The 21,548-nt window shown below is 63.0% G+C and carries 22 protein-coding genes and 1 riboswitch; of the genes, 15 read left to right on the forward strand and 7 right to left on the reverse strand.

The window, feature by feature from the left end; genetic code table 11:
- Positions 1-13: 13 nt before the first annotated feature.
- A riboswitch (cobalamin riboswitch) is annotated at positions 14-214 on the reverse strand.
- A gap of 80 nt (positions 215-294) precedes the next feature.
- The 6 genes from cbiE to LDZ28_RS16735 all read left to right on the forward strand — a co-directional run bounded on the left by cbiE (position 295) and on the right by LDZ28_RS16735 (position 4,784).
- Positions 295-1,497 carry a precorrin-6y C5,15-methyltransferase (decarboxylating) subunit CbiE gene (gene cbiE / locus LDZ28_RS16710; protein ID WP_244829503.1) on the forward strand — a complete coding sequence of 401 codons (1,203 nt, stop codon included), beginning with the start codon at positions 295-297 and terminating at the stop codon, positions 1,495-1,497.
- 24 nt (positions 1,498-1,521) lie between these two features.
- Complete coding sequence (locus LDZ28_RS16715) at positions 1,522-2,610, forward strand: cobalt-precorrin-5B (C(1))-methyltransferase (protein ID WP_244829696.1); 1,089 nt, start codon at positions 1,522-1,524, stop codon at positions 2,608-2,610.
- Complete coding sequence (locus LDZ28_RS16720) at positions 2,607-3,338, forward strand: cobalt-precorrin-6A reductase (RefSeq protein ID WP_244829504.1); 732 nt, start codon at positions 2,607-2,609, stop codon at positions 3,336-3,338. The genes LDZ28_RS16715 and LDZ28_RS16720 overlap by 4 nt, the downstream gene beginning before the upstream one ends.
- Positions 3,335-4,060, forward strand: a complete 726-nt coding sequence (gene cobM, locus LDZ28_RS16725) for a precorrin-4 C(11)-methyltransferase (RefSeq protein WP_244829505.1) — start codon at positions 3,335-3,337, stop codon at positions 4,058-4,060. Before LDZ28_RS16720 ends, cobM begins: the two co-directional genes overlap by 4 nt.
- 6 nt (positions 4,061-4,066) lie before the next feature.
- A complete protein-coding gene (locus LDZ28_RS16730) occupies positions 4,067-4,465 on the forward strand; it encodes a DUF4186 domain-containing protein (protein WP_244829506.1) in 399 nt (132 codons plus the stop codon).
- A gap of 91 nt (positions 4,466-4,556) precedes the next feature.
- Positions 4,557-4,784 (forward strand): hypothetical protein, encoded by a 228-nt coding sequence (locus LDZ28_RS16735; RefSeq protein WP_244829508.1) that lies wholly within the window; start codon positions 4,557-4,559, stop codon positions 4,782-4,784.
- A 19-nt stretch (positions 4,785-4,803) separates the two neighbouring features.
- On the opposite strand, the gene LDZ28_RS16740 is transcribed toward LDZ28_RS16735, so the two are convergent.
- Positions 4,804-5,553 carry a TerC family protein gene (locus LDZ28_RS16740; RefSeq protein ID WP_244829510.1) on the reverse strand — a complete coding sequence of 250 codons (750 nt, stop codon included), beginning with the start codon at positions 5,551-5,553 and terminating at the stop codon, positions 4,804-4,806.
- 308 nt (positions 5,554-5,861) lie between these two features.
- Here LDZ28_RS16740 and opgC point away from each other — a divergent pair, with 308 nt between their 5' ends.
- The 3 genes from opgC to LDZ28_RS16755 all read left to right on the forward strand — a co-directional run bounded on the left by opgC (position 5,862) and on the right by LDZ28_RS16755 (position 9,291).
- Entirely contained in the window at positions 5,862-6,995 is a 1,134-nt protein-coding gene (gene opgC / locus LDZ28_RS16745; protein ID WP_244829511.1) for an OpgC domain-containing protein, read from the forward strand.
- Positions 6,996-7,128: 133 nt separating this feature from the next.
- Positions 7,129-7,302 carry a DUF1328 domain-containing protein gene (locus tag LDZ28_RS16750; RefSeq protein ID WP_087628737.1) on the forward strand — a complete coding sequence of 58 codons (174 nt, stop codon included), beginning with the start codon at positions 7,129-7,131 and terminating at the stop codon, positions 7,300-7,302.
- 123 nt (positions 7,303-7,425) lie between these two features.
- A complete protein-coding gene (locus LDZ28_RS16755) occupies positions 7,426-9,291 on the forward strand; it encodes a sigma-54-dependent Fis family transcriptional regulator (RefSeq protein WP_244829512.1) in 1,866 nt (621 codons plus the stop codon).
- Positions 9,292-9,300: 9 nt separating this feature from the next.
- Here the strand turns inward: LDZ28_RS16755 and LDZ28_RS16760 are convergent, their stop codons facing one another.
- From LDZ28_RS16760 to LDZ28_RS16770, 3 genes are all read right to left on the reverse strand, one after another.
- Complete coding sequence (locus LDZ28_RS16760; RefSeq protein WP_244829513.1) at positions 9,301-10,164, reverse strand: fimbrial protein; 864 nt, start codon at positions 10,162-10,164, stop codon at positions 9,301-9,303.
- 249 nt (positions 10,165-10,413) lie between these two features.
- A complete protein-coding gene (gene eutC / locus LDZ28_RS16765) occupies positions 10,414-11,373 on the reverse strand; it encodes an ethanolamine ammonia-lyase subunit EutC (protein WP_244829516.1) in 960 nt (319 codons plus the stop codon).
- Complete coding sequence (locus LDZ28_RS16770) at positions 11,373-12,761, reverse strand: ethanolamine ammonia-lyase subunit EutB (protein ID WP_244829517.1); 1,389 nt, start codon at positions 12,759-12,761, stop codon at positions 11,373-11,375. The genes eutC and LDZ28_RS16770 overlap by 1 nt, the downstream gene beginning before the upstream one ends.
- A gap of 180 nt (positions 12,762-12,941) precedes the next feature.
- Between LDZ28_RS16770 and mnmH the strand changes: the two genes are divergently transcribed.
- The 4 genes from mnmH to LDZ28_RS16790 all read left to right on the forward strand — a co-directional run bounded on the left by mnmH (position 12,942) and on the right by LDZ28_RS16790 (position 16,365).
- Complete coding sequence (gene mnmH, locus LDZ28_RS16775) at positions 12,942-14,009, forward strand: tRNA 2-selenouridine(34) synthase MnmH (RefSeq protein WP_244829519.1); 1,068 nt, start codon at positions 12,942-12,944, stop codon at positions 14,007-14,009.
- Between the two features lie 27 nt (positions 14,010-14,036).
- On the forward strand, positions 14,037-15,092 hold the full coding sequence (locus LDZ28_RS16780) for a permease (protein ID WP_244829520.1): 1,056 nt from the start codon (positions 14,037-14,039) through the stop codon (positions 15,090-15,092).
- Between the two features lie 207 nt (positions 15,093-15,299).
- Positions 15,300-16,052: a hypothetical protein gene (locus LDZ28_RS16785; RefSeq protein ID WP_244829522.1), complete on the forward strand. Its 753-nt coding sequence runs from the start codon at positions 15,300-15,302 to the stop codon at positions 16,050-16,052.
- 1 nt (position 16,053) lies between these two features.
- Complete coding sequence (locus tag LDZ28_RS16790) at positions 16,054-16,365, forward strand: hypothetical protein (RefSeq protein WP_244829524.1); 312 nt, start codon at positions 16,054-16,056, stop codon at positions 16,363-16,365.
- A gap of 94 nt (positions 16,366-16,459) precedes the next feature.
- Here the strand turns inward: LDZ28_RS16790 and LDZ28_RS16795 are convergent, their stop codons facing one another.
- From LDZ28_RS16795 to LDZ28_RS16805, 3 genes are read right to left on the reverse strand one after another with little or no spacing between them, the layout of a single operon-like run.
- Positions 16,460-16,624, reverse strand: a complete 165-nt coding sequence (locus tag LDZ28_RS16795) for a hypothetical protein (RefSeq protein WP_244829525.1) — start codon at positions 16,622-16,624, stop codon at positions 16,460-16,462.
- Positions 16,602-17,603, reverse strand: coding sequence for a cytochrome d ubiquinol oxidase subunit II (gene cydB, locus LDZ28_RS16800; protein WP_244829527.1), 1,002 nt, complete (start codon positions 17,601-17,603; stop codon positions 16,602-16,604). The genes LDZ28_RS16795 and cydB overlap by 23 nt, the downstream gene beginning before the upstream one ends.
- 4 nt (positions 17,604-17,607) lie before the next feature.
- Positions 17,608-19,014, reverse strand: a complete 1,407-nt coding sequence (locus LDZ28_RS16805; RefSeq protein WP_244829528.1) for a cytochrome ubiquinol oxidase subunit I — start codon at positions 19,012-19,014, stop codon at positions 17,608-17,610.
- Positions 19,015-19,417: 403 nt separating this feature from the next.
- Between LDZ28_RS16805 and LDZ28_RS16810 the strand changes: the two genes are divergently transcribed.
- Positions 19,418-20,302: a neutral zinc metallopeptidase gene (locus LDZ28_RS16810; protein ID WP_244829530.1), complete on the forward strand. Its 885-nt coding sequence runs from the start codon at positions 19,418-19,420 to the stop codon at positions 20,300-20,302.
- A gap of 136 nt (positions 20,303-20,438) precedes the next feature.
- Positions 20,439-21,449: a lipopolysaccharide heptosyltransferase I gene (gene waaC / locus LDZ28_RS16815; protein ID WP_244829531.1), complete on the forward strand. Its 1,011-nt coding sequence runs from the start codon at positions 20,439-20,441 to the stop codon at positions 21,447-21,449.
- Positions 21,450-21,548: the final 99 nt, after the last annotated feature.

The following is a 21,548-nucleotide window of genomic DNA, read 5'->3' on the forward strand; positions in this document are numbered from 1 at the left end:
ATAGCGTTGAATAGCAGTGAATGCTTACGTCGGCAGGTCTCTTGGCTGGCAGGTCGACATTCGCGCTAGCCTTCCCGGTAAAAACCAGTGGCAGTGGAGCGCGGACTCGCTGCGTACAATTGCGGGGGCAGCCACAGTTTTGCTGTGTTCCCTGTTAGGCCATGAGGCTCGATACCGATCGAACCCTTCAGGCACCGACGAACGCGCTATTATGCCCGCTTTTATCGACCATCAGACCGCTTCCCGCCTTGCGCGGGTGCTTCAAACGCGGGATTCGCCCGTAGGAGGCCGCACATGTCGAACTGGCTGACCGTCGTGGGTATCGGCGAGGACGGCTGGCATGGGCTTGGCCGCGAGGCGCGGCGCGCGCTCTTCGAAGCACGGTCGATCCACGGCGGCGAACGTCACCTCGCGTTTCTGCCGGCGCGTATCGCGGCGCGCCGCGTGCCATGGCCAAGCCCGTTTTCCGTCGATGCCGTGCTCGCCGAGCGCGGCGTCCAAACATGCGTGCTTGCGAGCGGCGACCCCATGTTCTTCGGCGTCGGCGCCACGCTTGCGCGCGAATTATCCGCGGAAGAAATGCGCGTCATGCCCGCGCCTTCGTCGCTGTCGCTGGCGGCGGCGCGCTTGGGCTGGCCGTTGCAGGACGCGCAATGCGTGTCGCTCGTCGGGCGGCCGGTGGCGTCCCTGCTCGCGCATGTGTTTCGCGGCGGACGTCTGCTCGTCCTGAGCGCCGATGGCGCAACACCCGCCGCCGTCACGCAGCTTCTCACGCTGCATGGTTTCGGCGCGAGCCGCGTGACGGTGTTCGAGCATCTGGGCGGCGCGAACGAACGCCGGTTCGACGAACGTGCGGACGACTGGCGCGAGCCACGCGTGGCGGCGCTCAATCTCATGGCGATCGAATGCCGCACGCATGCGGGCCACGCGGGGCCATCGCTCACGCCGGGTCTTGCCGACGACGCGTATCGGCACGACGGCCAGCTCACCAAGCGCGATGTACGCGCCGTGACGCTCGCACGTCTCGCGCCGCAACCGGGCGAATTGCTGTGGGATGTCGGCGCGGGTTGCGGGTCCATCGGTATCGAGTGGATGCGCGCGCATCCCGCTTGCCGCGCGATTGCAATCGAAGCGAACGAAGGGCGGCAGCGTCTCATCGAACATAACCGCGATGCGCTCGGCGTGCCTGCGCTGCAACTCGTCAAGGGCGAGGCGCCCGGCGCGCTCGACGGTTTGAGCGCGCCGGATGCCGTGTTCATCGGCGGCGGCGTGACCGTGCCGGGTCTCCTCGATGCGTGCTGGGCGCGCGTGCGGCAGGGCGGTCGGCTGATCGTCAACGCCGTGACCTTGCAGAGCGAAGCGGCGCTCGTTGCATGGCGCGCGGAGCATGGCGGCGAGCTGACGCGGATCGGCATCGCACGGGCCGAGCCGCTCGGCAGTTTCGATACATGGCGGCAAGCGCTGCCGATCACGCTTCTGCACGCGAAGAAGCCATGAGCTCGCCGGCGAATGACCATCCCGATGCGTGACGAAACGCCCGAACAGTCCGCGCCGCTCAGAAGCGGCTACACGACGGGAAGCTGCGCGACCGTGACGAGTCTCGCGGCCGCGCGCCTTTTGTTGCTCGGCGAGCCGAGCGAGCGCGCGGAGATCGTGCTGCCGAAGGGCCAGTCCGTGACCATGCCGCTCGCGTTCTGCCGTCTTGCCGGCGATGCAGCGGAAGCGGGCGTCATCAAGGATGCCGGCGACGATCCCGATGTCACGCATGGCGCGCTCGTCATAGCTCGCGTGCGGCTTGCGGCGCGGCATGGCGTACGCTTTCATGCGGGGCCGGGCGTTGGCACCGTGACGCGCGCGGGCCTTGCGTTGCCGATCGGCGAGCCGGCCATCAACCCCGTTCCCCGCAAAATGATGAGCGAGCATCTCGAAGCACTCGCCACGCAAGCGGGTTATGCGGGCGGTTTCGACGTGAGCATCGGCGTGGAGAATGGCGAGGCGCTTGCGCTCAAGACGATGAATCCGCGGCTCGGCATTATCGGCGGACTGTCGATACTCGGTACCACCGGCATAGTCCGGCCGTTTTCGTGTGCGGCTTATATCGCGTCGATCCATCAGGGGATCGATGTCGCGCGCGCCAATGGCGTGCAACATATCGCGGCGTGCACCGGCAATCAGAGCGAGGACGCCATGCGCGCGCGTTACGGCTTGCCGGATATGGCGCTCATCGAAATGGGCGATTTCGCGGGTGCGGTTTTGAAGCACTTGCGTCGCGCGCCGGTCGAAAAACTTAGTGTTTGCGGCGGCTTCGGCAAACTCAGCAAGCTTGCGGCGGGACATATGGATCTGCACAGCCGCACGTCGAGTATCGACTTGCCGCTTCTCGCCACCTGGGCCGCCGATGCTGGCGCGAGCATCGCGTTGCAGCACGCGATTCGCGCGGCCAACACGAGTCAGGAGGCGCTTAAGCTGGCGCGCGGCGAAGGCATCGCGCTCGGCGATATCGTCTGCGCGCGAGCCCGCGAAGTGGCGCTCGACGTCGTGCCGCAAGGCATCGTCGTGGAGACTTTCGCCATCGACAGGCAAGGGCAAATCGTCGGGAGCGCGCAATGAAGCGCGTGCTATTGCTCGGCGGCACCGGCGACGCGCTCGTCATTGCGCGCAAGCTGGGCACGTCGCATGTCTACAGTCTCGCGGGGCTCGGGCGTGTGCCGACGGATCTCGCATGTGAGGTTCGCGTCGGCGGTTTTGGCGGCGTGGCGGGTCTGGCAACGTATCTGCGTGAAGAAGACATCGCGCTCGTGCTCGATGCCACGCATCCCTACGCCGCGCAGATGAGCCGTCATGCACGCGAAGCGTGTACGCTCATTGGCGTGCCCTTGTGGGCCGTGCGTCGTCCGGCATGGCAACCGCGAGCAGGCGACATCTGGCGCGAGGCGCGCGATTGGCCAGGCGTCGTCGATGCAATCGCGGCCTATGAAAAGCCGTTATTCACGCTCGGACGCGAGCCGCTTGCGCATCTGGACGAGATACCCGCGTCGCAATTCTGGACTATCCGTTGTCTCGACCCGCACGAAGGCAACGCGCGTGCGCGGATCGTCGATGCGCGCGGGCCGTTCAGCATCGAAGGCGAGCGCGCGTTGTTCGATGCGGCGCGTATCGATGTCGTCGTCAGCAAAAACAGCGGCGGCCGCGCGACCGAAGCGAAGCTCGCGGTGGCGCGCGAACGCGGCTTGCCCGTCGTGATGCTTGCGCGGCCCGCGCTTCCCGAAGCCGATCGCGCACTCGACGATCCGGCAAGCGCGCTCGATGCACTCACAACCGAACTTCCTCTTCCATGACCGTCTATTTCATCGGCGCCGGACCGGGCGACCCGGAACTCATCACCGTGAAGGGCCAGCGGCTCATCCGCTCGTGTCCAGTGATTCTTTATGCGGGCTCGCTCGTGCCCGACGAAGTGTTGAGCGGGCATCGGGCGACGCGTGTCGTGAACACGGCGGAACTCGATCTCGATGCGATCGTCGCGTTGCTCGAAAACGCGCACGCGCGGGGAGAAGACGTGGCGCGCGTGCATTCCGGCGACCCTTCGCTTTACGGCGCGACAGGCGAGCAGATGCGCCGTCTCGATACACTCGCGATTCCTTATGAGATCGTGCCGGGCGTGACGGCGACGGCGGCATCGGCGGCGGCGCTCAAACGCGAACTCACCTTGCCGGGCATCTCGCAGACCGTGATTCTCACGCGCTATGCCGCGAAAACGTCGATGCCCGAAGGCGAATCGCTCGCGGAGCTGGCGCGTCATCGTGCGACGCTCGCCATTCATCTTGGCGTGCGGCATATCGAGCGTATCGTCGACGATCTGCTGCCGCATTACGGCGCGGATTGTCCTGTCGCCGTGGTGTTTCGCGCGAGTTGGCCGGATGAAACGCGCGTGGAAGGCACGCTTGCGGATATCGCGGTGAAGGTGCGGGCGGTGGGTCTGCAACGCACGGCGCTGATTCTCGTGGGCCGTGTGCTCGACGCCCAAGGTTTCGCCGATTCCACGCTCTACGGCAAGGAATGAAGGTCGATGCGCGATCTCGACGCCGTCTTCGCCGCGCTCGCCAAATCCGCGTTTCGCAGGCGTTTTGCGTTGGGTGTGCGGGAAGGGCGCTATCTGCGCGAACGCGGGGTGGAAGCGGTCGTCGCGCAGGCGCATGAGCTGATTGCGAAGCGCCTTGCGCCGCAAGCGCCGCTCAACGATGGCAAGCAGACGCCGTTTCGCGGGCATCCGGTGTTCATCGCGCAGCACGCGACGGCGACGTGCTGCCGCGGTTGTCTGGCGAAATGGCACGACATCGCGGCGGGCAAGGTACTCGATGAAGCCGAACGTCGGCATGTCGTCGACGCGATCGATCGCTGGCTGCGCGCGCAGCCGTTGCCGGAGATCGCGGTTGTTGAAAAGCGGCAGGGTGAGTTGCCGTTTTGAGGCGTGGCTTATAACGCCCCCGCCGTGCAAGCGCGACGCCACCAGACCTGCTAAGCCTCAAGTCTCCATCGCCAATGCCGATAAGCACGGCATGGACAATTTCGACTTCGGCCCGGCGAAGGGGCCGCTCATCGCATCGATCGTGGCGCCCGCGAAAGCTTTGCTGAGCGCTCACAACGTCATCCGCAAGGCGCGCGGCGAACCGCCATTCACCGACGACGTGAAGGCATTCGCCGCATGGGTCGACCGAGGCGAACCCGAGGAGCCCGCGATGGCGCCGGTTCTATGCCGCCTGATCCGCGACGGCTACACGAGCTGATGCATCAATTCTCGACGCGTCAATTCCGAGCCGGATCGGACTTCCGCTTCGCCCGCCGCGCCAGCATGTTGAGCGCTTCGACGAGCGCGGAGAACGCCATCGCCGCATAGATATAGCCTTTCGGCACGTGCGAGCCGAATCCTTCCGCGATCAGCGTCATCCCGATCACGAGCAAGAAGCCGAGCGCCAGCATCACGATAGTCGGATTGCGTTCGATGAACCGAGACAGCGGTCCCGCCGCGAACAGCATGACCGCGACCGCCGCGATCACGGCAACGAACATGATCGGAATGTGTTCCGTCATGCCGACCGCCGTCACGATGCTGTCGATGGAAAACACCAGATCGAGCAGCAGAATCTGGCCGATCGCCGACAACGGCGTGAGGCGCGCGCCCGCATTCGCGCCAGCGTGATCGTCGGCGTCGTGCGTGACGTGATGGCGGATTTCCGTGGTCGCCTTCCACACGAGAAAGACGCCGCCCGCGATCAGGATCAGGTCGCGCCACGAGAAGCCGTGCCCGAACGCCTCGAAGATCGGCGCGGTGAGGCGCACGATCAACGCGACCGTGCCGAGCAAACCGAGCCGCATCACGAGCGCGAGCCCGATGCCGATGCGTTGCGTGCGCTCCCGATGCGCCTCGGGCAGCTTGTTGGTCAGGATCGAAATGAAGATCAGGTTGTCGATGCCAAGCACCACTTCCATGACGACGAGCGTCGCGAGAGCGGCCCAGGCGGCGGGATCGGTCAGCAGTGTGGCGAGGTAGTCCATGCGCGTCGGAAGCCTTTGAGTTGTGCGAAAGCCGCATCGAGTGGATTGAGCGCGTGATATTAACGCAGACTTGGATTAATGAAAGGAACTTGAAAACTTTTCGAGACACCAAGCGGAGGAGACACAGAGATGCGTTGCGAAGTGTCAGCGTTTGCGCTCAAAACACAACAAGCGCCGGATTTGAAACGGTTTTTTCCTTATGCGAAGATCTCACCGCAGACGATTAAGGGTAAACTCTCGGTCTCGTTTGCCGCCGATTGCGGCGCCTGCCAACCTCCTGCGCGCCGCAGGAAAACTCCTTGAGCAGCATGTCAGGAAAATCTCAACGCCTCGTCGAGCTTGACTTCTTTCGCGGGCTCGTGCTGCTCGTCATCGTCGTCGATCACATCGGCGGCAGCATGTTGTCGCGCTTCACGCTGCACGCCTTTGCGCTCAACGATGCCGCCGAAGTCTTCGTGTTCCTCGGTGGCTTCGCCACGGCGACGGCCTATACCGCGATGGCCAGCCGGCGCTCGGAAAGCGCCGCCCGCGTGCGTTTTCTCAAGCGCTCGGTCGAAATCTACCGCGCGTTTCTCGTCACTGCCGCGCTGATGCTCGTCGCGACCTTCCTGCTGCGACCGTTTTTCGGCAGCGCGCCGAATTTGGCGCTGCATGACCTCGACAGTCTCACGGCCGCGCCGGTGTCGTCGCTGACGCAGATTCTCACCTTCGAGCGCCAGCCGTATCTTGCCGCCGTCCTGCCGATGTACGCGCTCTTCGCGCTGTCCGTGCCGCTTACGCTGCCGCTCGCGCGCAGCAAGCCGTGGTTGCTGCTCGGTCTGAGCCTCGGCTTGTGGGCGCTTGCGCCGCAAATCGGTGAATACTTGCCATCCGCCAACGATACGCTTTGGGACTTCAATCCCGCCGCCTGGCAACTGATGTTCGTGCTCGGCGTGCTGGCGCGCTGCACGCCGGTGTATCAGCGCGTGAGTTCGCATCGCATGGGATGGGTCGTCAGTCTGGGGGCGCTCGCGCTGATCATCGGCATGGCGTACTACAAGCTGCTCGTACTGCCGCCCGTCTTGGATAGTGCGTTCAAGCGTGACCTCGCCGGCGCGCGCGTCGTCAACTTTCTCGCCATTGCGTGGATCGCCACCAATTTTGCGCGCTACGGTCTGATCAAGGAAATCGCATCGCGCCTGCCGTGGGTCGGGGCAGTGGGGCGTGACGGCATGGTGTGCTTCGTCGTCGGCACGGTGATATCGCTCGTCGTCGATTCCATCCTCTTCACGCTGACCGATGGCCTCATCAACGTGCCCGCCGGTCTGGCCGCGGATGCGATTGCCGTAACCACGCTGCTTGCCGTGCCTCAAGTGCATCAAGCGGTCTTGCGATGGCTGGGCGGGCGGCCAAGGACGATTCCGGCCGTGGTTCCTGCTGCTGAGAAAGGCGGGGCGCAGTAAAGAAAGGCGGCTGACAGGCCGCCTTTTTAATGCTCGTACGAGCAACTAACGGTCGAGTTCAGCGGCAGCTTGAAAGGGATTGGGCACAACCCTTGCAGACAAGGCGAAACCTCAACAATAAACCATCGACGTCATGTTAAAACTTGCCATTCTTTTCGCGGTCATCTCGGTCATTGCCGGCTTCTTCGGTTTCGGACGCGTGTCGTCCGGTGCGGCCGGCATCGCGAAGATTTGCTTCTTCATCTTCCTGATTCTGTTCGTCATCTTCCTGATCGTCGCCATTTCGGCGGGCTCGCTCGTCTTGTGACGACTGCGCGCTTCCTCGCATCGACCCGGTCGCCGGGTCGGTGTTACTCTGCGTCAAGAGACATTCACGCGACGGCACGGGCGCCCGACGACCCCGCCGCGCTGAATTCGAAAGGAGGAGGCGATGCAGCATGCCATCGGCGCGGCGCTTCGGCCCGCGCATCACGACGTAATCCATCAATCGCATGAGCGCTCGGCCACTTTTGGTCTTTCCGCGACCATGCGTCCCGAATACGAAGTCTTGTCCGGCGCGCAACTCGCCTTGAAGCGCGACGAGAGCCGCGCGCTCTTCGCTCACGCGTTGCCGGTGATGGAAACGCTCTACGCGCAGATCGCCAACACGCACAGCATGATCGCGCTCACGGATTCGAGCGGGCTGATTCTGCATTCCCTGGGCGACGACGACTTCCTCGCCCGCGCGCAAAAGGTCGCGCTGCAGGCGGGCGCGGTGTGGAGCGAGGCGCATCAGGGCACGAATGCCATCGGCACGACCATCGCCGAACGGCAGGCCGTCACCGTCCACGGCGATCAGCACTATCTGCGCGCCAACCATTTTCTGACGTGTTCGTCGGTGCCGATTCTCGATCCGCGCGGCGGCCTGAGCGGCGTACTCGATGTCACTGGCGACCGCCGCGGCTATCACCAGCACACGATGGCGCTCGTCAAAATGTCCGGCCAGATGATCGAGAACCGCCTGATCGCAAGCGCGTTCGGCGACGGTCTGCGAATTCATTTTCATAGCCGCCCGGAATTCATCGGCACGTTGATGGAAGGCATCGCCGTATTCGATCTCGATGGCCGGCTTCTAAGCGCCAATCGCAGCGCGCAGTTTCAACTCGGGCTGGAGCTTGGGCATCTGCGCGTGCAGACGCTGGCATCGCTATTCGGTGCGACTCCCGACGAACTGATCGAGCGGGCCGGCAAGCCGCCGCGCCGCCTTCAGCTGCATAGCGGCGTCGGCGTGTTCGCGGGCGTCGAATATCGCGAGCGCACGGTCGCGCCGGTCGCGGTGCCAGTCAGAACAACTGCGCCCGTTGAAAGCAAGACGCCGTCGCGTCTCGCCGATCTCTGCACGGGCGATGCGCGCGTGTACGAACTCATCCAGCAAGTCAGGAAAGTGGTCGGCAAGGAGATTCCTATCCTGATCGGCGGCGAAACTGGCGCGGGCAAGGAGATGCTGGCGCGCGCCATTCATCGCGATTCGCCACGGCGCGATGGACCGTTCGTCGCGGTGAACTGTGCGTCGTTGCCGGAGACGCTGATCGAATCCGAGCTATTTGGCTATGCGCAGGGCGCGTTCACCGGCGCGGCCAAGCGCGGTGCGTCGGGCAAGATCGTGCAGGCGAACGGCGGCACGCTCTTTCTCGATGAAATCGGCGACATGCCGCTCGCGCTTCAAAGCCGGCTCTTGCGCGTGCTGCAAGAGCGCGTGGTCGAGCCGCTCGGCGCGGCGCGCGCCGTGCCGGTCGACTTCACGCTGGTCTGCGCGAGCAACCGCAAGTTGCGCGAGCAGGTTGCGAAGGGCGAGTTTCGCGAGGACCTGTTTTATCGCGTGAACGGCCTGGCTGTAACCTTGCCGCCGCTGCGCGAGCGCACCGATTTGCGAGCCGCCGTCGAGCGCATCTTGCGCCACGAGTGTCCTGCGGATCGCGTGTTGAGCGTCGACGAAGATGTGCTCGCGCTGTTTGCGCGGCATCGCTGGCCGGGTAATTTCCGGCAGTTGAGCAATGTGCTGCGCACGGCATCGGCGATGCTCGATGATGACGAAACGCGCATCGGCGTGACGCATCTGCCGCGCGATTTCATCGATGATTTCGAGGCTCCCGTTCGCGACGAACCGAGCGCTGCTCCCGCTGGCGATGCGCGGCTCGCGGATATCGCCGCGAGCGTGGTTGCGGCGGCGCTGGAGTCGCATGGCGGCAATGTGTCGGCGACGGCGCGGGCGCTGGGTGTGTCGCGGACGACGGTTTATCGGAAGTTGCGGCGATAGCGCTTCTTTTCACTGATACGACATGGTGAAGAGTGCCTTGCCGCTGACTCGGCCCATTTGCAGAGTCGCCGCGGTGCGCACGTACTGTGCGATCAGCGGAACGGTCATCGCGCCGCCGCTGGCTGTTCCCACGCTCCACTGGTTCGACGTTCCCGCGAGCGGCGATGCCGGTCCATAGGAGACTGGGCTGGAACCGAACAGCACGCGGAGCCCTACACCTGACGCAGCCGAATCGCCACCGATCGTCAGAATATTCGATTGATTGGCAGGGTTGAGCGCGTCGGTGAGTGTCACGTTCACCTTGGCCCCCGCGGCACAATTCAGACCGAGGGAAAAGGCGGTGTTGCCCGCTGTCGCGCCGACGCTCGGCAAGTCCGACGGCGCGACTTTCTGCATCGTCACGGTGACCGCAGGCGTGGTAACGCTGCAGGCCTGACCGGTCACCATAGTGCCGGTGACGAGCGTCTCCGTGACGGTCAACGTATTAATGCAAGGGCCAGTGAAACTGATGGTCATGGAAGGCAGAATGGTGATCGTTCCGCCACTGATCGGTCCGGTCACGACCAGATCGGCGCGCACGTAGTGGGCCGTGCTGCCGCTCGTGACCGTGAAGGAACTGGTGGTCGGTGCCTGCTCCCAGCTCCCGTTCCAGCCGCTCGTGATATAGAACCGCACGCCTATGCCGTCGACGTCCGTCTGATAGGTTTTCGGATTGCCTGCGACCACGTTGCCGTTGACGGTGGTGATTTGCTGGATCGTGCACGTGACATTGGATGCCGACGCGCCGGCATTCTGCGACGTGCTGTTGAGTATCGTGCCCACAACCGCGTCACGCCCGATCGAGAGCGAACCGGGAAATGACATCGGTGTCATGGAGCCGGTTGGGAACGTGATCGTGTCGCCGAAAGCGCAAGTACCCGTGAGCAGCAGCCAAAGCGCGAGAAGTCGCGTAATCGCAGGGTATGGAGAATGGCCAAGCCGGTTCACCGACGAGATTCGCCGTGAGCCGGTCCGAAGGTTTGTCATGCGAAGCATGACTCCAGCATAGTGGCCCGCCACGCGAATTGCGAACGCTCGCGAGGCAATGCAAGTGCGCGCGAAACGACGGTGGCGATCGTGCCGTTACGCGTGATGATCCAGCGAACTTGCATCGCCCGCGGCAGACGGCAGTGCGCCGCTATGATCCTTGAGGCCCACGCCGGTCAGCTTCAGGCGGCGCGCTTCGTTCAGCAGCCAGTGCAGCTTGAACGCGGCCGCATCGTAGTTCAATCCCTCGGGCCGCACGTTCGAGATGCAGTTGCGCTCGGCGTCGTGACGGCCTGGCCTCGGCGCAAAAGTCACGTAGAGCCCGAGGCTGTCGGGCGAACTGAGGCCCGGCCGCTCGCCGATCATTACCACGACGATGCGCGCTCCCAGCAACTCGCCGATCGGGTCGCCGAGTGCGACACGCGCCTGCGTCGCGATGACGACAGGCGCGACTTTCCAGCCATCGAGCTTCGGACTCAGGCGGGCGAGAAACGCGGCGGCGTGTCGCTGCGCGGCGAAAGCCGAGAGGCCATCGGCGGCGACGAAAACAATGTCGGGCGCCGCTTCTGTTCGTGCGGCATGTTCGGCAAGGCGGGCGCGGCTGGCATCGTCGAGAGCGCGGCCCAGGTCGGGACGCCGCAAATAGTGATCGCGATCCGGCGCGGCGCTCGCCGCTTCGAGCGTGTCGAAGCCGGCTGCATGTAGTTCCGCGGCGAGCGCGGCGGTATCGAGCGGCTGATGCACGGCGTCGCGCGCCTGCGCATGCGCCAGGCCAAAAGCGAGCAGCGGCGCGGTTGGCAAACTGTCGCCGGTGCGTCCCAGAGCAATGCGGGCGTTGGTGAAGCGCTTGAGCGCATCCCAGGGATTGGTTTCGATGCCGTTGGTGGAGCTCGAACCACTGGCAGATGCACTCGCGCGAACGCTGTCGCCCTCGTGCTTCGGCGCGCCAGTGTGCAAGCCCGCCATGTCGCGTCTTTGCACTGACGCGTCCGCGCGCTCATCGACGCGGTCCTCGCGCGCCGATGCATCCACGCTCCGCTTATCGATCTCATCCATCACGCATCGATCCAGTCGAGCAACGGCTGTCCCTGCGCGCTGCCGGATGCCGACAGCAAGCCGCCACGTCCATCCGTCACGCGCATTTTTTGCAGCCACGCTTCGAATTCCGGCGCGCGCTTCAGGTTCAGCACGCGGCGAATATAAAGCGCGTCATGGAACGACGTGCTCTGATAGTTCAGCATGACATCGTCCGCGCCCGGCACGCCCATGATGAAGTTCACGTTGGCCACGCCCAGCAGCGTCAGAAGCGTGTCCATGTCGTCCTGATCGGCTTCGGCGTGGTTCGTGTAGCAGATGTCGCAACCCATCGGCACGCCGAGCAGCTTGCCGCAAAAGTGATCTTCGAGGCCGGCGCGGATGATCTGCCGGCCATCGTATAAATATTCCGGACCGATGAAACCGACCACCGTGTTCGTCAGAAGCGGCTTGAAACGGCGCGCGACCGCATAGGCGCGCGCCTCGCAGGTCTGCTGATCGACGCCATGATGCGCATTGGCCGACAACGCGCTGCCCTGGCCCGTCTCGAAGTACATCACGTTGTCGCCGACCGTACCGCGACCGAGCGACAGCGCGGCATCGTGCGCTTCCTCCAACAGCTTGAGCGATACACCGAAACTCGCGTTGGCGCGCTCGGTGCCCGCGACCGACTGGAACACGAGATCCACGGGCGCGCCTTGCTCGATTGCCGCGAGCGTGTTGGTGACGTGAGTCAGAACGCACGATTGCATCGGCACGTCGTAGCGCTGGCGGAAATCGTCCATCATCGTGAGCAGCGCCGTGATGGCGGCAGGCGAATCCGACGCCGGATTGATGCCGATCACCGCGTCGCCGCAGCCGTAGAAAAGGCCGTCGAGCATGGACGCGGCGATGCCTTTCGGATCGTCGGTCGGATGGTTCGGCTGCAGCCGCACCGAAAGATGCCCCGGCAAGCCGATGGTCGTGCGAAACCGCGTGATCACCGGACGCTTGCGCGCGGCGAGGATCAGGTCCTGATTGCGCATGAGCTTGGAAACGGCTGCGACCATTTCCGGCGTGAGGCCCGCGGTGACGCCTTCGAGCGCGGCGGTGTCCGTGGTGTCGGCGAGCAGCCATTCGCGGAACTCGCCGACGGTGAGATGCGCGATGGGCGCGAAGGCATGCGCGTCATGGGTATCGACGATCAGGCGCGTGACTTCATCGTGCTCGTAGGGAATGAGCGGTTCGTCGAGAAACGCGCGCAGCGGCACCTGTGCAAGCGCGAGTTTTGCGGCGATGCGCTCTTCTTCCGTCGCCGCCGCGAGGCCCGCGAGTTCGTCGCCCGAACGACGCGGACTCGCGCGCGCGAGCAGCGTTTTCAGATCGTCGAAACGGTAGCGCCGTGCGCCGATCGTCTCCTGATATGTCATCGCGTCTCCTTCGTTCAAGGGAAAGCCGCCACGTCTTCCGTACGTGCCGCCACTCACTTTAACCGCTTCGCGCAGCGCCCGCGCCTCGTCAAAAAAGCCCGCCGCGCCGAAATCCGCGCCCGTGCGATAATTTCGCGCTTGTCCCGCCTCTTGCGTTGCGCCCGTGCAGCGTCATCGCCCGTGAAAAATCTCCTCGTGAATCTCGACCGTATCGGCGCTTTCGACGAAATCGTCGATGTCCGCACGCCGCTCGAATACGCCGACGATCACATCCCCGGCGCCCTCAACGCGCCGGTGCTGACCAACGAGGAGCGCGTGATCGTCGGGACCATGTACAAGCAGGTCTCGCCTTTCGAAGCCACGCGCGTCGGCGCCGCCATGGTCGCGCGCAATATCGCGCGACATCTGGATACGCTCTTTTCCGACCGGCCGCGCAACTGGCGCCCGCTCATTTATTGCTGGCGCGGCGGCAAGCGCTCCGGCTCGATGACGACCTGGTTCAACATGATCGGCTGGCAGGCGCGTCAACTGGAAGGCGGCTACAAGACTTATCGGCGCGAAGTGCTCGATTCCCTCGTCACGCTGCCGTGCCGTTTTCGTTACGTCGCGCTGACGGGCCACACCGGCAGCGGCAAGACGCGTCTGTTGCACGCGCTCGATCAGGCCGGCGCGCAAACGCTGGATTTGGAAGGGCTCGCGGCACATCGCGGTTCGTTGCTCGGCGCGTTGCCGGGACAGACGCAGCCATCGCAGAAGGCGTTCGAGTCGGCGCTCGTGAGTGCGTTGCGTGCTTTCGATGCGGCCAAGCCCGTGTATATCGAAGCGGAAGGGCGGCGCATCGGCGCGCTTTCGGTACCGGATGCATTGCTGGACGGTCTGCATGGCGCGGCGTGCGTGGAAGTGGAGGCGCGCCGCGAAGATCGCATCGCGTTTCTGTTGCAGGACTACGCGCATCTTTTCGACAATCCCACGTTCTTCAAGTCGCAACTGGCGCGACTCATCGGGCTGCATAGCCGCGAGCGCGTGGAGCGCTGGCATCGGCTGATCGATGAGAACGCGCGTGCCGAGCTGTTCGCGGAACTCATCGACCGTCATTACGATCCCGCGTATGGCCGCAGCAGCCGCGCGCTTTATACGCATCTGGCAAAGGCGTCCCACATGACCTTCCGGCCCAACGATGCCGACAGCGTCGCGCAGGCCGAGGCGCTTCTCGCGCAATTGGCGCAGACATCGCCCGCGGCGAACTGAGATTAATCTTCATCATTCGAGTCAAACATGAATACTCACGCGCCCCGACCCCCTCGCATCGCGCCCGGCTGGATCGTTTTTCTGCTGATCGCGGTCGTCGGTCTCTTCTATGTCAAATGGTTTCCGTACTACAACCGCGCGTTCGTGGCGGCGAGTCAGCATTCCATCGGCAAGTCCATTTTGATGGGCGCGTCCGCGAGTGCGCCGGCACCGTCGTGGCAAGCGGCGCTCGACTACGCCATGGCTTACGGCAAGGCCATCTGGCAGGCGATGGTGCTCGGCCTGTTGCTCGGTTCGGCGGTGCAGGCGTTGATTCCGCCGCGCTGGGTCGCGCGTGCGCTCGGCGAACGAAACTTCGGCAGCGTGTTGAATGGCGGCTTGATGTCCTTGCCCGGCATGATGTGCACGTGCTGCGCGGCGCCGGTCGTGGCGGGCTTGCGTGCGCGGGAAGCGGCGCCGGGCGCGGCGGTCGCGTTCTGGCTCGGCAACACGGTGCTCAATCCGGCGGCGCTGGTGTTCATGGGCTTCGTGCTCGGCTGGCAATGGACCGGGCTGCGCCTCGTGCTCGGTGTGCTGATGGTGTTCGGGTTGGGTTACGCGGTCAATCGCATGGTGACGCCCGCGCAGGCGGCGCAATCGCGCGAGGCGCTTGCAAACCTCGTCAAGGAAGATGAGCCGGGCACGGCGTTTTCGCGCTGGTTGCGCATTCTCGGGCGTATGACGTTGCGGCTCGTGCCGGAGTACATCGTGCTGGTGTTGTTGCTGGGCGCGGCGCGCGCGTGGCTGTTTCCGCATATCGGACCGAATATCGACGACAGCATGCTGTGGATCGTCGCATTCGCGATTGCGGGCACGTTGTTCGTCATTCCGACGGCGGGCGAAGTGCCGATCATTCAGGCGATGCTTTCACTCGGCATGGCTGCCGGCCCAGCAGGCGCGTTGCTGATGACCTTGCCGCCCGTCAGCGTGCCCTCGCTCGCCATGCTCGCGCGCTCGTTTCCGCCGAAGGTGCTCGCGTTCGTCACGGCGGCGGTGGTCGTGTTCGGGGTAGTGAGTGGGGCGGTGGCGGCCTGGTGGTTTTGAGCAGACGCAGCGCGGTCCTGTGGAAGTGAAAATTGCGGCGCGCGCCGAGCAGACCATTCGACGTTTGCGCGCCGCAATCGACCAAAGGCTTTTGATATGTGTGCATTGTCGTCTGGTTCGCAGATTCAGACTAACTCACTAGCGCCGATGCCTTAGTTTGCAGTAATTGTGTTGCTCTCTTAATTAGGTTGAGAGGGCGCGCACTACATGTTTTATCTTGATCCGTATCTCGGCAAATCAGAAAGTCTGTACCGGTACGCGAGCCTCTTCTGGCAGAGCCTGAACCAGCCGATTTATATGAGCATGCACAGTCCACGCATGTTTTACCCGGCTGAGCATTACAGCTTTGGGACTAGCCAGCACTTCAGCACAGTCACGCGTCACGAGCTTGCGGACATATCACAGGCAATGCAAGCTGCTCGCGCGGCATTTCTTGAGAACGCAAGGCATCTTATCCTTCTCTGGAATTCCGCGACGGATTTACGAACTGTGCTTGGGCGAATCAAATGCGATAGCAGCCTGCCATTTAGCTCGCGCGGGTTCAACGAATTGGCAAACGGGTTAATTCATGCCGTAGAGCGTGGCGAACTGATCTTCGTGCCAAGTCACGAAGACCTTCGAATGTGCGTCGAGGAAATCCGGAAAGACCGGCTCGAAGAGCGGCTTGTGGATCTACCGGGTTCGGCGTTCAATGCATTTTCACAAGCCGAAGCTCCACACGCCAGGTTGCATCGGGATTCGATCAGACCGTTCGAGTACCAGCCGAAAGACTCTGATGGCGACCTGACAAAACTGGCAGCGCGTGGCGTGAATGAAGCAGATGAAGCAGACTGCTTTGCCATATACGAGCGCGAGATGGAAGAATGCCAATTCACGCGTGCAATGTATCAAGACACGCGAACCTACTTGCTCTGTACACAACGCGCATTCATCCGCTATCAACAATGCAGAGGATATTGACATGACAAAGCCTTCCCGTGCCTCGATCGTCATCTATGACGAGGACGCTGGTCAGCTCAAGCTGTTCAACGTCTTTCGGAAGGACGTGCAGTCGATTATCGAGCGTGAATTAGCCAGATCGGGCGGGGTGACCATTCCTCCCACGGCAATCGAGCACGGTAACGAGCCGATCACCGATGAAGACGCTCGCAAGCTCGGCTGTATAGCGATACTCATGCAAGCGTCCGTCCACACCGATCTGCGCGATCGGCTGGCGATCACGACCTCGGAGCCTGTCGACTGGAAGCCCGTACAACGACCCGACGGAGTTTGACGCGCTGTGCAGTGCGCTTGCACGCGGGGTTCCGCGTGGGTTGCACTGGCGGCACCCGAGGCCGTCTTTGAACGCGTCCTCGGGTGTCCCGGCATCAGAAATGAACTGCCGCCCCCGCCTTGATCAACAACTTGAACGGCAAAGCCAGCAGCATCGCGCCGCCCACACCTGTCACCCAAAGCGCGACGAACCAGAAGACCTTCTTCGCGCGCATCATCGCAATAGAGCCGCCGCGTTCAGTGATAGTGATGTTCGCCATGACGCACCTTTCCTCTGAATACCCAATAACTCAGCATGGTGTAACCCAGGATCACCGGCAAAATAATCGCCGCGCCGACAATCGTGAATAGCTGCGAAGAACGCGGCGAAGCGGCATCCCAAAGCGACACGCCCGGAAAAATCTCCTGAGGCGAAATGCTCGCAACCAATCCCGCGTAACCCAGCAACATGAAGCCGAGCGCCACCGCGAACGGCCGCGTTTCATGCCGCGAACGGATCGAGCGATGCATCGCCCAAGCACAGGCCACGACTAGCGCCGGCACCGGCAGCATCCGATAAAACCACGGCGAGTCGAACCAGCGCGATGCAATGCCCGCGTCCTGCAGCGGCGTCCACACGCTCACCACGACAATCGTTGCAAGCTGCAGCAGCGTCAACGGCCATACGACGCGATACAGCCGTCGCTGCAAATCGCCTTCGGTCTTCGCGATCAGCCAGCATGCGCCGAGCAGGGCGTAAGTCACGACGAGCGCGCCGCCCGTGAACAGCGAAAACGGCGTGAACCAGCCGAAGGCGTCGCCGGCGAAGCGGCCTTCGGCGACGGGGATGCCATCGAGAAACGCGCCGAGCGCCACGCCTTGAAAGAACGTCGCGCCCGCCGATCCGCCGATGAACGCAAGATCCCACATGGACTTCGTGCGCGACGCCTTGGCGCGAATCTCGAACGACACGCCGCGAAAGATCAGGCACACGAGCATCAGCACGAGCGGCAGATAGAGCGCGGAAAGCACGGTGGAGTAGACCATCGGGAACGCGGCGAAGAGGCCCGCGCCGCCCAGCACGAGCCACGTTTCGTTGCCGTCCCACACGGGCGCGACGGTGTTCATCATCACGTCGCGGTCGTGCTGGTCGGGAAAGAAGGGAAACAGGATGCCGATGCCCAGATCGAAGCCATCGAGCACGACGTAGAGAAAAAGGCCCAGTGCGATGATCGCGGCCCACGCGACGGTGAGGTCCATATGTTCAAGCTCCTTCGATGGACTGATGCGGAAGACTCATCGGACGGCGCGCGGTGCCATCGGACGAATCGGGCGTATGAGACGGCGCGCCTGGCAACGCCGGCCCATGACGCAACAATTTCAGCAAGTAGTAGATGCCGGTGCCGAAGACGATCGTGTAGACGATCACGAACGCGAGCAGCGAAACGCCGACCTGCTGCGCGGTGACGGGCGAGACGGCGTCGGCCGTGCGCATCACGCCGTAGACCACCCACGGTTGACGGCCCGCTTCGGTCGTGACCCAGCCCGCGAGCAACGTGATGAAACCGCTCGGACCCATGATCAGCACGAAGCGATGGAACCAGCGCGCATCGAATAATTTGCGCTTGCGATGCAGCAGCCAACCGGCGATGGACATGAGGATCATCAAGACGCCGAGTCCCGCCATCACGCGAAAACTCCAGAACACGATGGTCGAATTCGGCCGCTCGTCTTTCGGGAACGTCTTGAGGCCGCGAATCTCGCCGTTCCAGCTATGCGTGAGGATCACGCTGCCGAGATGCGGAATCTGCACGGCGTACTTCGTCGTTTCCGCTTCCATGTCCGGGATGCCGAAGAGATTGAGCGCGGTGCCGCCTTTCTCCGTTTCCCAGATACCTTCGATAGCCGCGATCTTCGCCGGCTGATACTTGCGCGTGTTGAGACCGTGCGCGTCGCCGACGAAAGCCTGGATCGGCGTCAGGACGAGCAGCAGCCAGAGCGCCATCGAAAAAGTCTTTCTGATGGCCGGATCGCGTCGGCCCTTCAGCAGATGCCACGCGCCCGTCGCGGCCACGACCAGCGCCGCGACGATGAACGCCGCAATCGCCATATGCGCGAGCCGGTACGGAAACGACGGGTTGAAGATGATCGCGAACCAGTCCACCGGCACGACGTGATCGCCTTCGATGCGAAAACCTTGCGGGGTCTGCATCCAGCTATTGGACGCGAGAATCCAGAAAGTCGAGATGAGCGTGCCGATGGCCACCATCAAGGTGGCGCCGAAGTGCGCTTTCGGGCCGACCTTGTTCCAGCCGAACAGCATGATGCCGAGGAAGCCCGCTTCGAGGAAGAACGCGGTCATCACCTCGTAGGTGAGCAAGGGACCCGTGATCGGACCGGCGAAACTCGAAAAGCCGCCCCAGTTGGTGCCGAATTCGTAAGCCATCACGACGCCCGACACAACGCCCATGCCGAACGCGACGGCAAATACCTTCGACCAGAAAAGGCACAGTTCCTTGTAGACGGGTTTGCCGGTCTTGAGCCACGCGCCTTCTAGCACGGCGATGAAGCTTGCAAGTCCGATGGAAAGCGCGGGAAAGATGATATGAAACGAGACAGTGAACGCGAACTGGATACGCGCCAGGTCGATTGCTTCGGGAGTCGCATGCATGATGACTTTTGCTTTGAAATTCACGCGTGCCGTATTGCAACGTGCGGCATGCGCGGGTTGAAACGTCGGTAATGCTGGAGCGGACTGTAGCGCCATTTATGCGTATCTGTTGCGCTGCGTCAGGAAATGCGCGTTGCGCGCAAATGCCGCGGTTTCAAGGGTTTATCGAGGCTAATGGCTTGAAAGCGCATTGTTTTTGGTATGGAGGATGACACGTCGAGAGCAGGAATGCGGGCTGCTTCACGCGACAATCGACCGCACTGCATCAAGACTCGTCCGATTCACATTGACGCAGGCTTGTTCGACGAACTTTCACGTCCTCGCGAGACTTCATTCGCGAGACGCGCGAGTACCATAATGGCTTTTGAGCACGCGCCACGCGCGGCTATGCAAGGAGACCCAAATGCGCCTCGATGACGAAGCAGAAAGCAGCAATGTCGAAGACCGGCGAGGCAGCGGCGGAGGCGGCGGATTCAGAGTCGGCGGCGGATCGATCGGCATCGGGACGATAGTTGTCGCGCTCGCGGCATCGTACTTTTTCGGCATCAATCCGATGACCATCATCAACGGCGCGCAAATGCTTCATGGCAACGCGCCCGTGCAGCAGCAAGCCGCGCCGTCGAATGCACCGCCCGCGCAAGACGCCGGCGCCGTGTTCGTGCGTCGCGTGCTCGGCAATACCGAGCGAACCTGGCAACACATCTTCAAGACGCAGTTCAATCAGGACTATCCGGCGCCCAAGCTCGTGCTGTTCTCGGGCGGCACGCAAACAGGCTGCGGCACCGGGCAAGCGGCGATGGGGCCGTTCTATTGTCCGAACGACCGGCGCGTTTATATCGACTTGTCGTTCTATCGCGAGTTGAAGGATCGCTTCGGCGCGGGCGGCGACTTCGCGCAGGCCTACGTGATCGCGCACGAAGTCGGGCATCACGTGCAAAACGTGCTCGGCATCATGGACAAGGTTGATAGCGCACGCGCGCGCATGTCGCCCGCGCAGGCGAATGCGCTTTCGGTGCGCGTCGAGCTGCAGGCGGATTGTTTTGCGGGCGTGTGGGCGGCGGTGGCGCAGCAGGACAATGCAAAGCTCATTCAGCCGGGCGATTTCGAGCAGGGCTTGAATGCGGCGGGCGCAATTGGCGACGACCGGTTGCAGCAGCAATCGCAAGGACGCGTGGTGCCGGAAGCGTTCACGCACGGATCGAGCGAGCAACGGCAGCGATGGTTGCGCAAGGGCTTGTCGTCCGGCGATATCCGTCAATGCGATACGTTTTCGGCCAAGACCCTGTAACGCCGTTTAAGCGCCGAAGACGTGACGCGACGGCGGACTTACAAACGCTGACAGCCGTGGCGCGACAAATTCTTTAGAATCGCTGTTTTTCCGGCGCGGCATCGAGCCGCACACACCGGTGCATCCAGGTCTGTCGATGAAGCGAATTCTGATCGTCAAAGTCACGTCTCTCGGCGATATCGTCGAAACGCTGCCGGTTGTCTCCGACTTGCGGCGGGCGTTTCCATCCGCGAAGGTCGACTGGGCCGCCGACGCCGCGTTCGCTGACATCATCCGTTGGAGTCAGGGTGTCGACCGCGTGCTGAGCGCGCCTTTGCGCAAGTTCAAGAAGGCGCGCAACTGGAACGATCTCAAGGAAATCACGGGGTCCATCAGCGAGTTGCGCGCCGAGAAATACGACGTCATCGTCGATATTCATGGCGTGTACAAGAGCGCGATCATCGCGTTCATAGCGCGTGGGCGGCGGCGCTACGGCTATCTGAATCAGGACCTTGGCGAGCGTGGCGCGGCGTTCGCATACAACGCGCGCTTCGGTCCGCGTCCGCACACCGACGCCTGGCGCGGCATGCGCGTGAGCGTCGCCGATGCGCTGGGCTACGAGATTCAGGAAACGCCCGACTACGATCTTCGACTTCCCGAGCCTACGCATGACCTCGGCATTCCACGCAGCGGCGCGCCCATCGCCATGTTGTTCCACGCGACCTCCGCCGATGTGAAGAAGTGGCCGAAGGATCACTGGGCCGAAGTCGGGCGCTGGCTCGTCGAGCGCGGCTATCAGATTGCGTTGCCGTGGGGCACGGAGCGCGAGCGCGGCGAAGCGCAGGCCGTTGCCGCACTCGTGCCGCAGGCGCTCGTGCTGCCGAAGCTGAGCGTCGAGGAATGCGCGCACTGGATTCAGGCGTCTGAACTGGTCGTCGGAACCGATACCGGGCTCGTCCATCTCGCACATGCTTTGCAGCGGCGCACCGTTATGCTGTTCGCGGCGACATCGCGCGAGCATTTCGGTATCCACGAACCTGGCCGTTCGGTCTCTGTCGGTGATGGCGGAGCGCCGCCTGACGTGCCGCAAGTGCTCGGGGCAATACAAAGCGTTTTGGCTCCCACTGAAGCGAATCGCCACGCGAATGCTGGCGTAATAGCGCGTTAAAAAGATTTATGCGCATAAACTTTTTGTGTCACGACGGCAAAGAGGGCGCACAGCAGTTATTCAATTAGTGCGCGAACGTAAATTTTGCTTCGTAGCACT

The sequence above is a fragment of the Caballeronia sp. TF1N1 genome, from assembly GCF_022878925.1.
GTDB lineage: Bacteria > Pseudomonadota > Gammaproteobacteria > Burkholderiales > Burkholderiaceae > Caballeronia.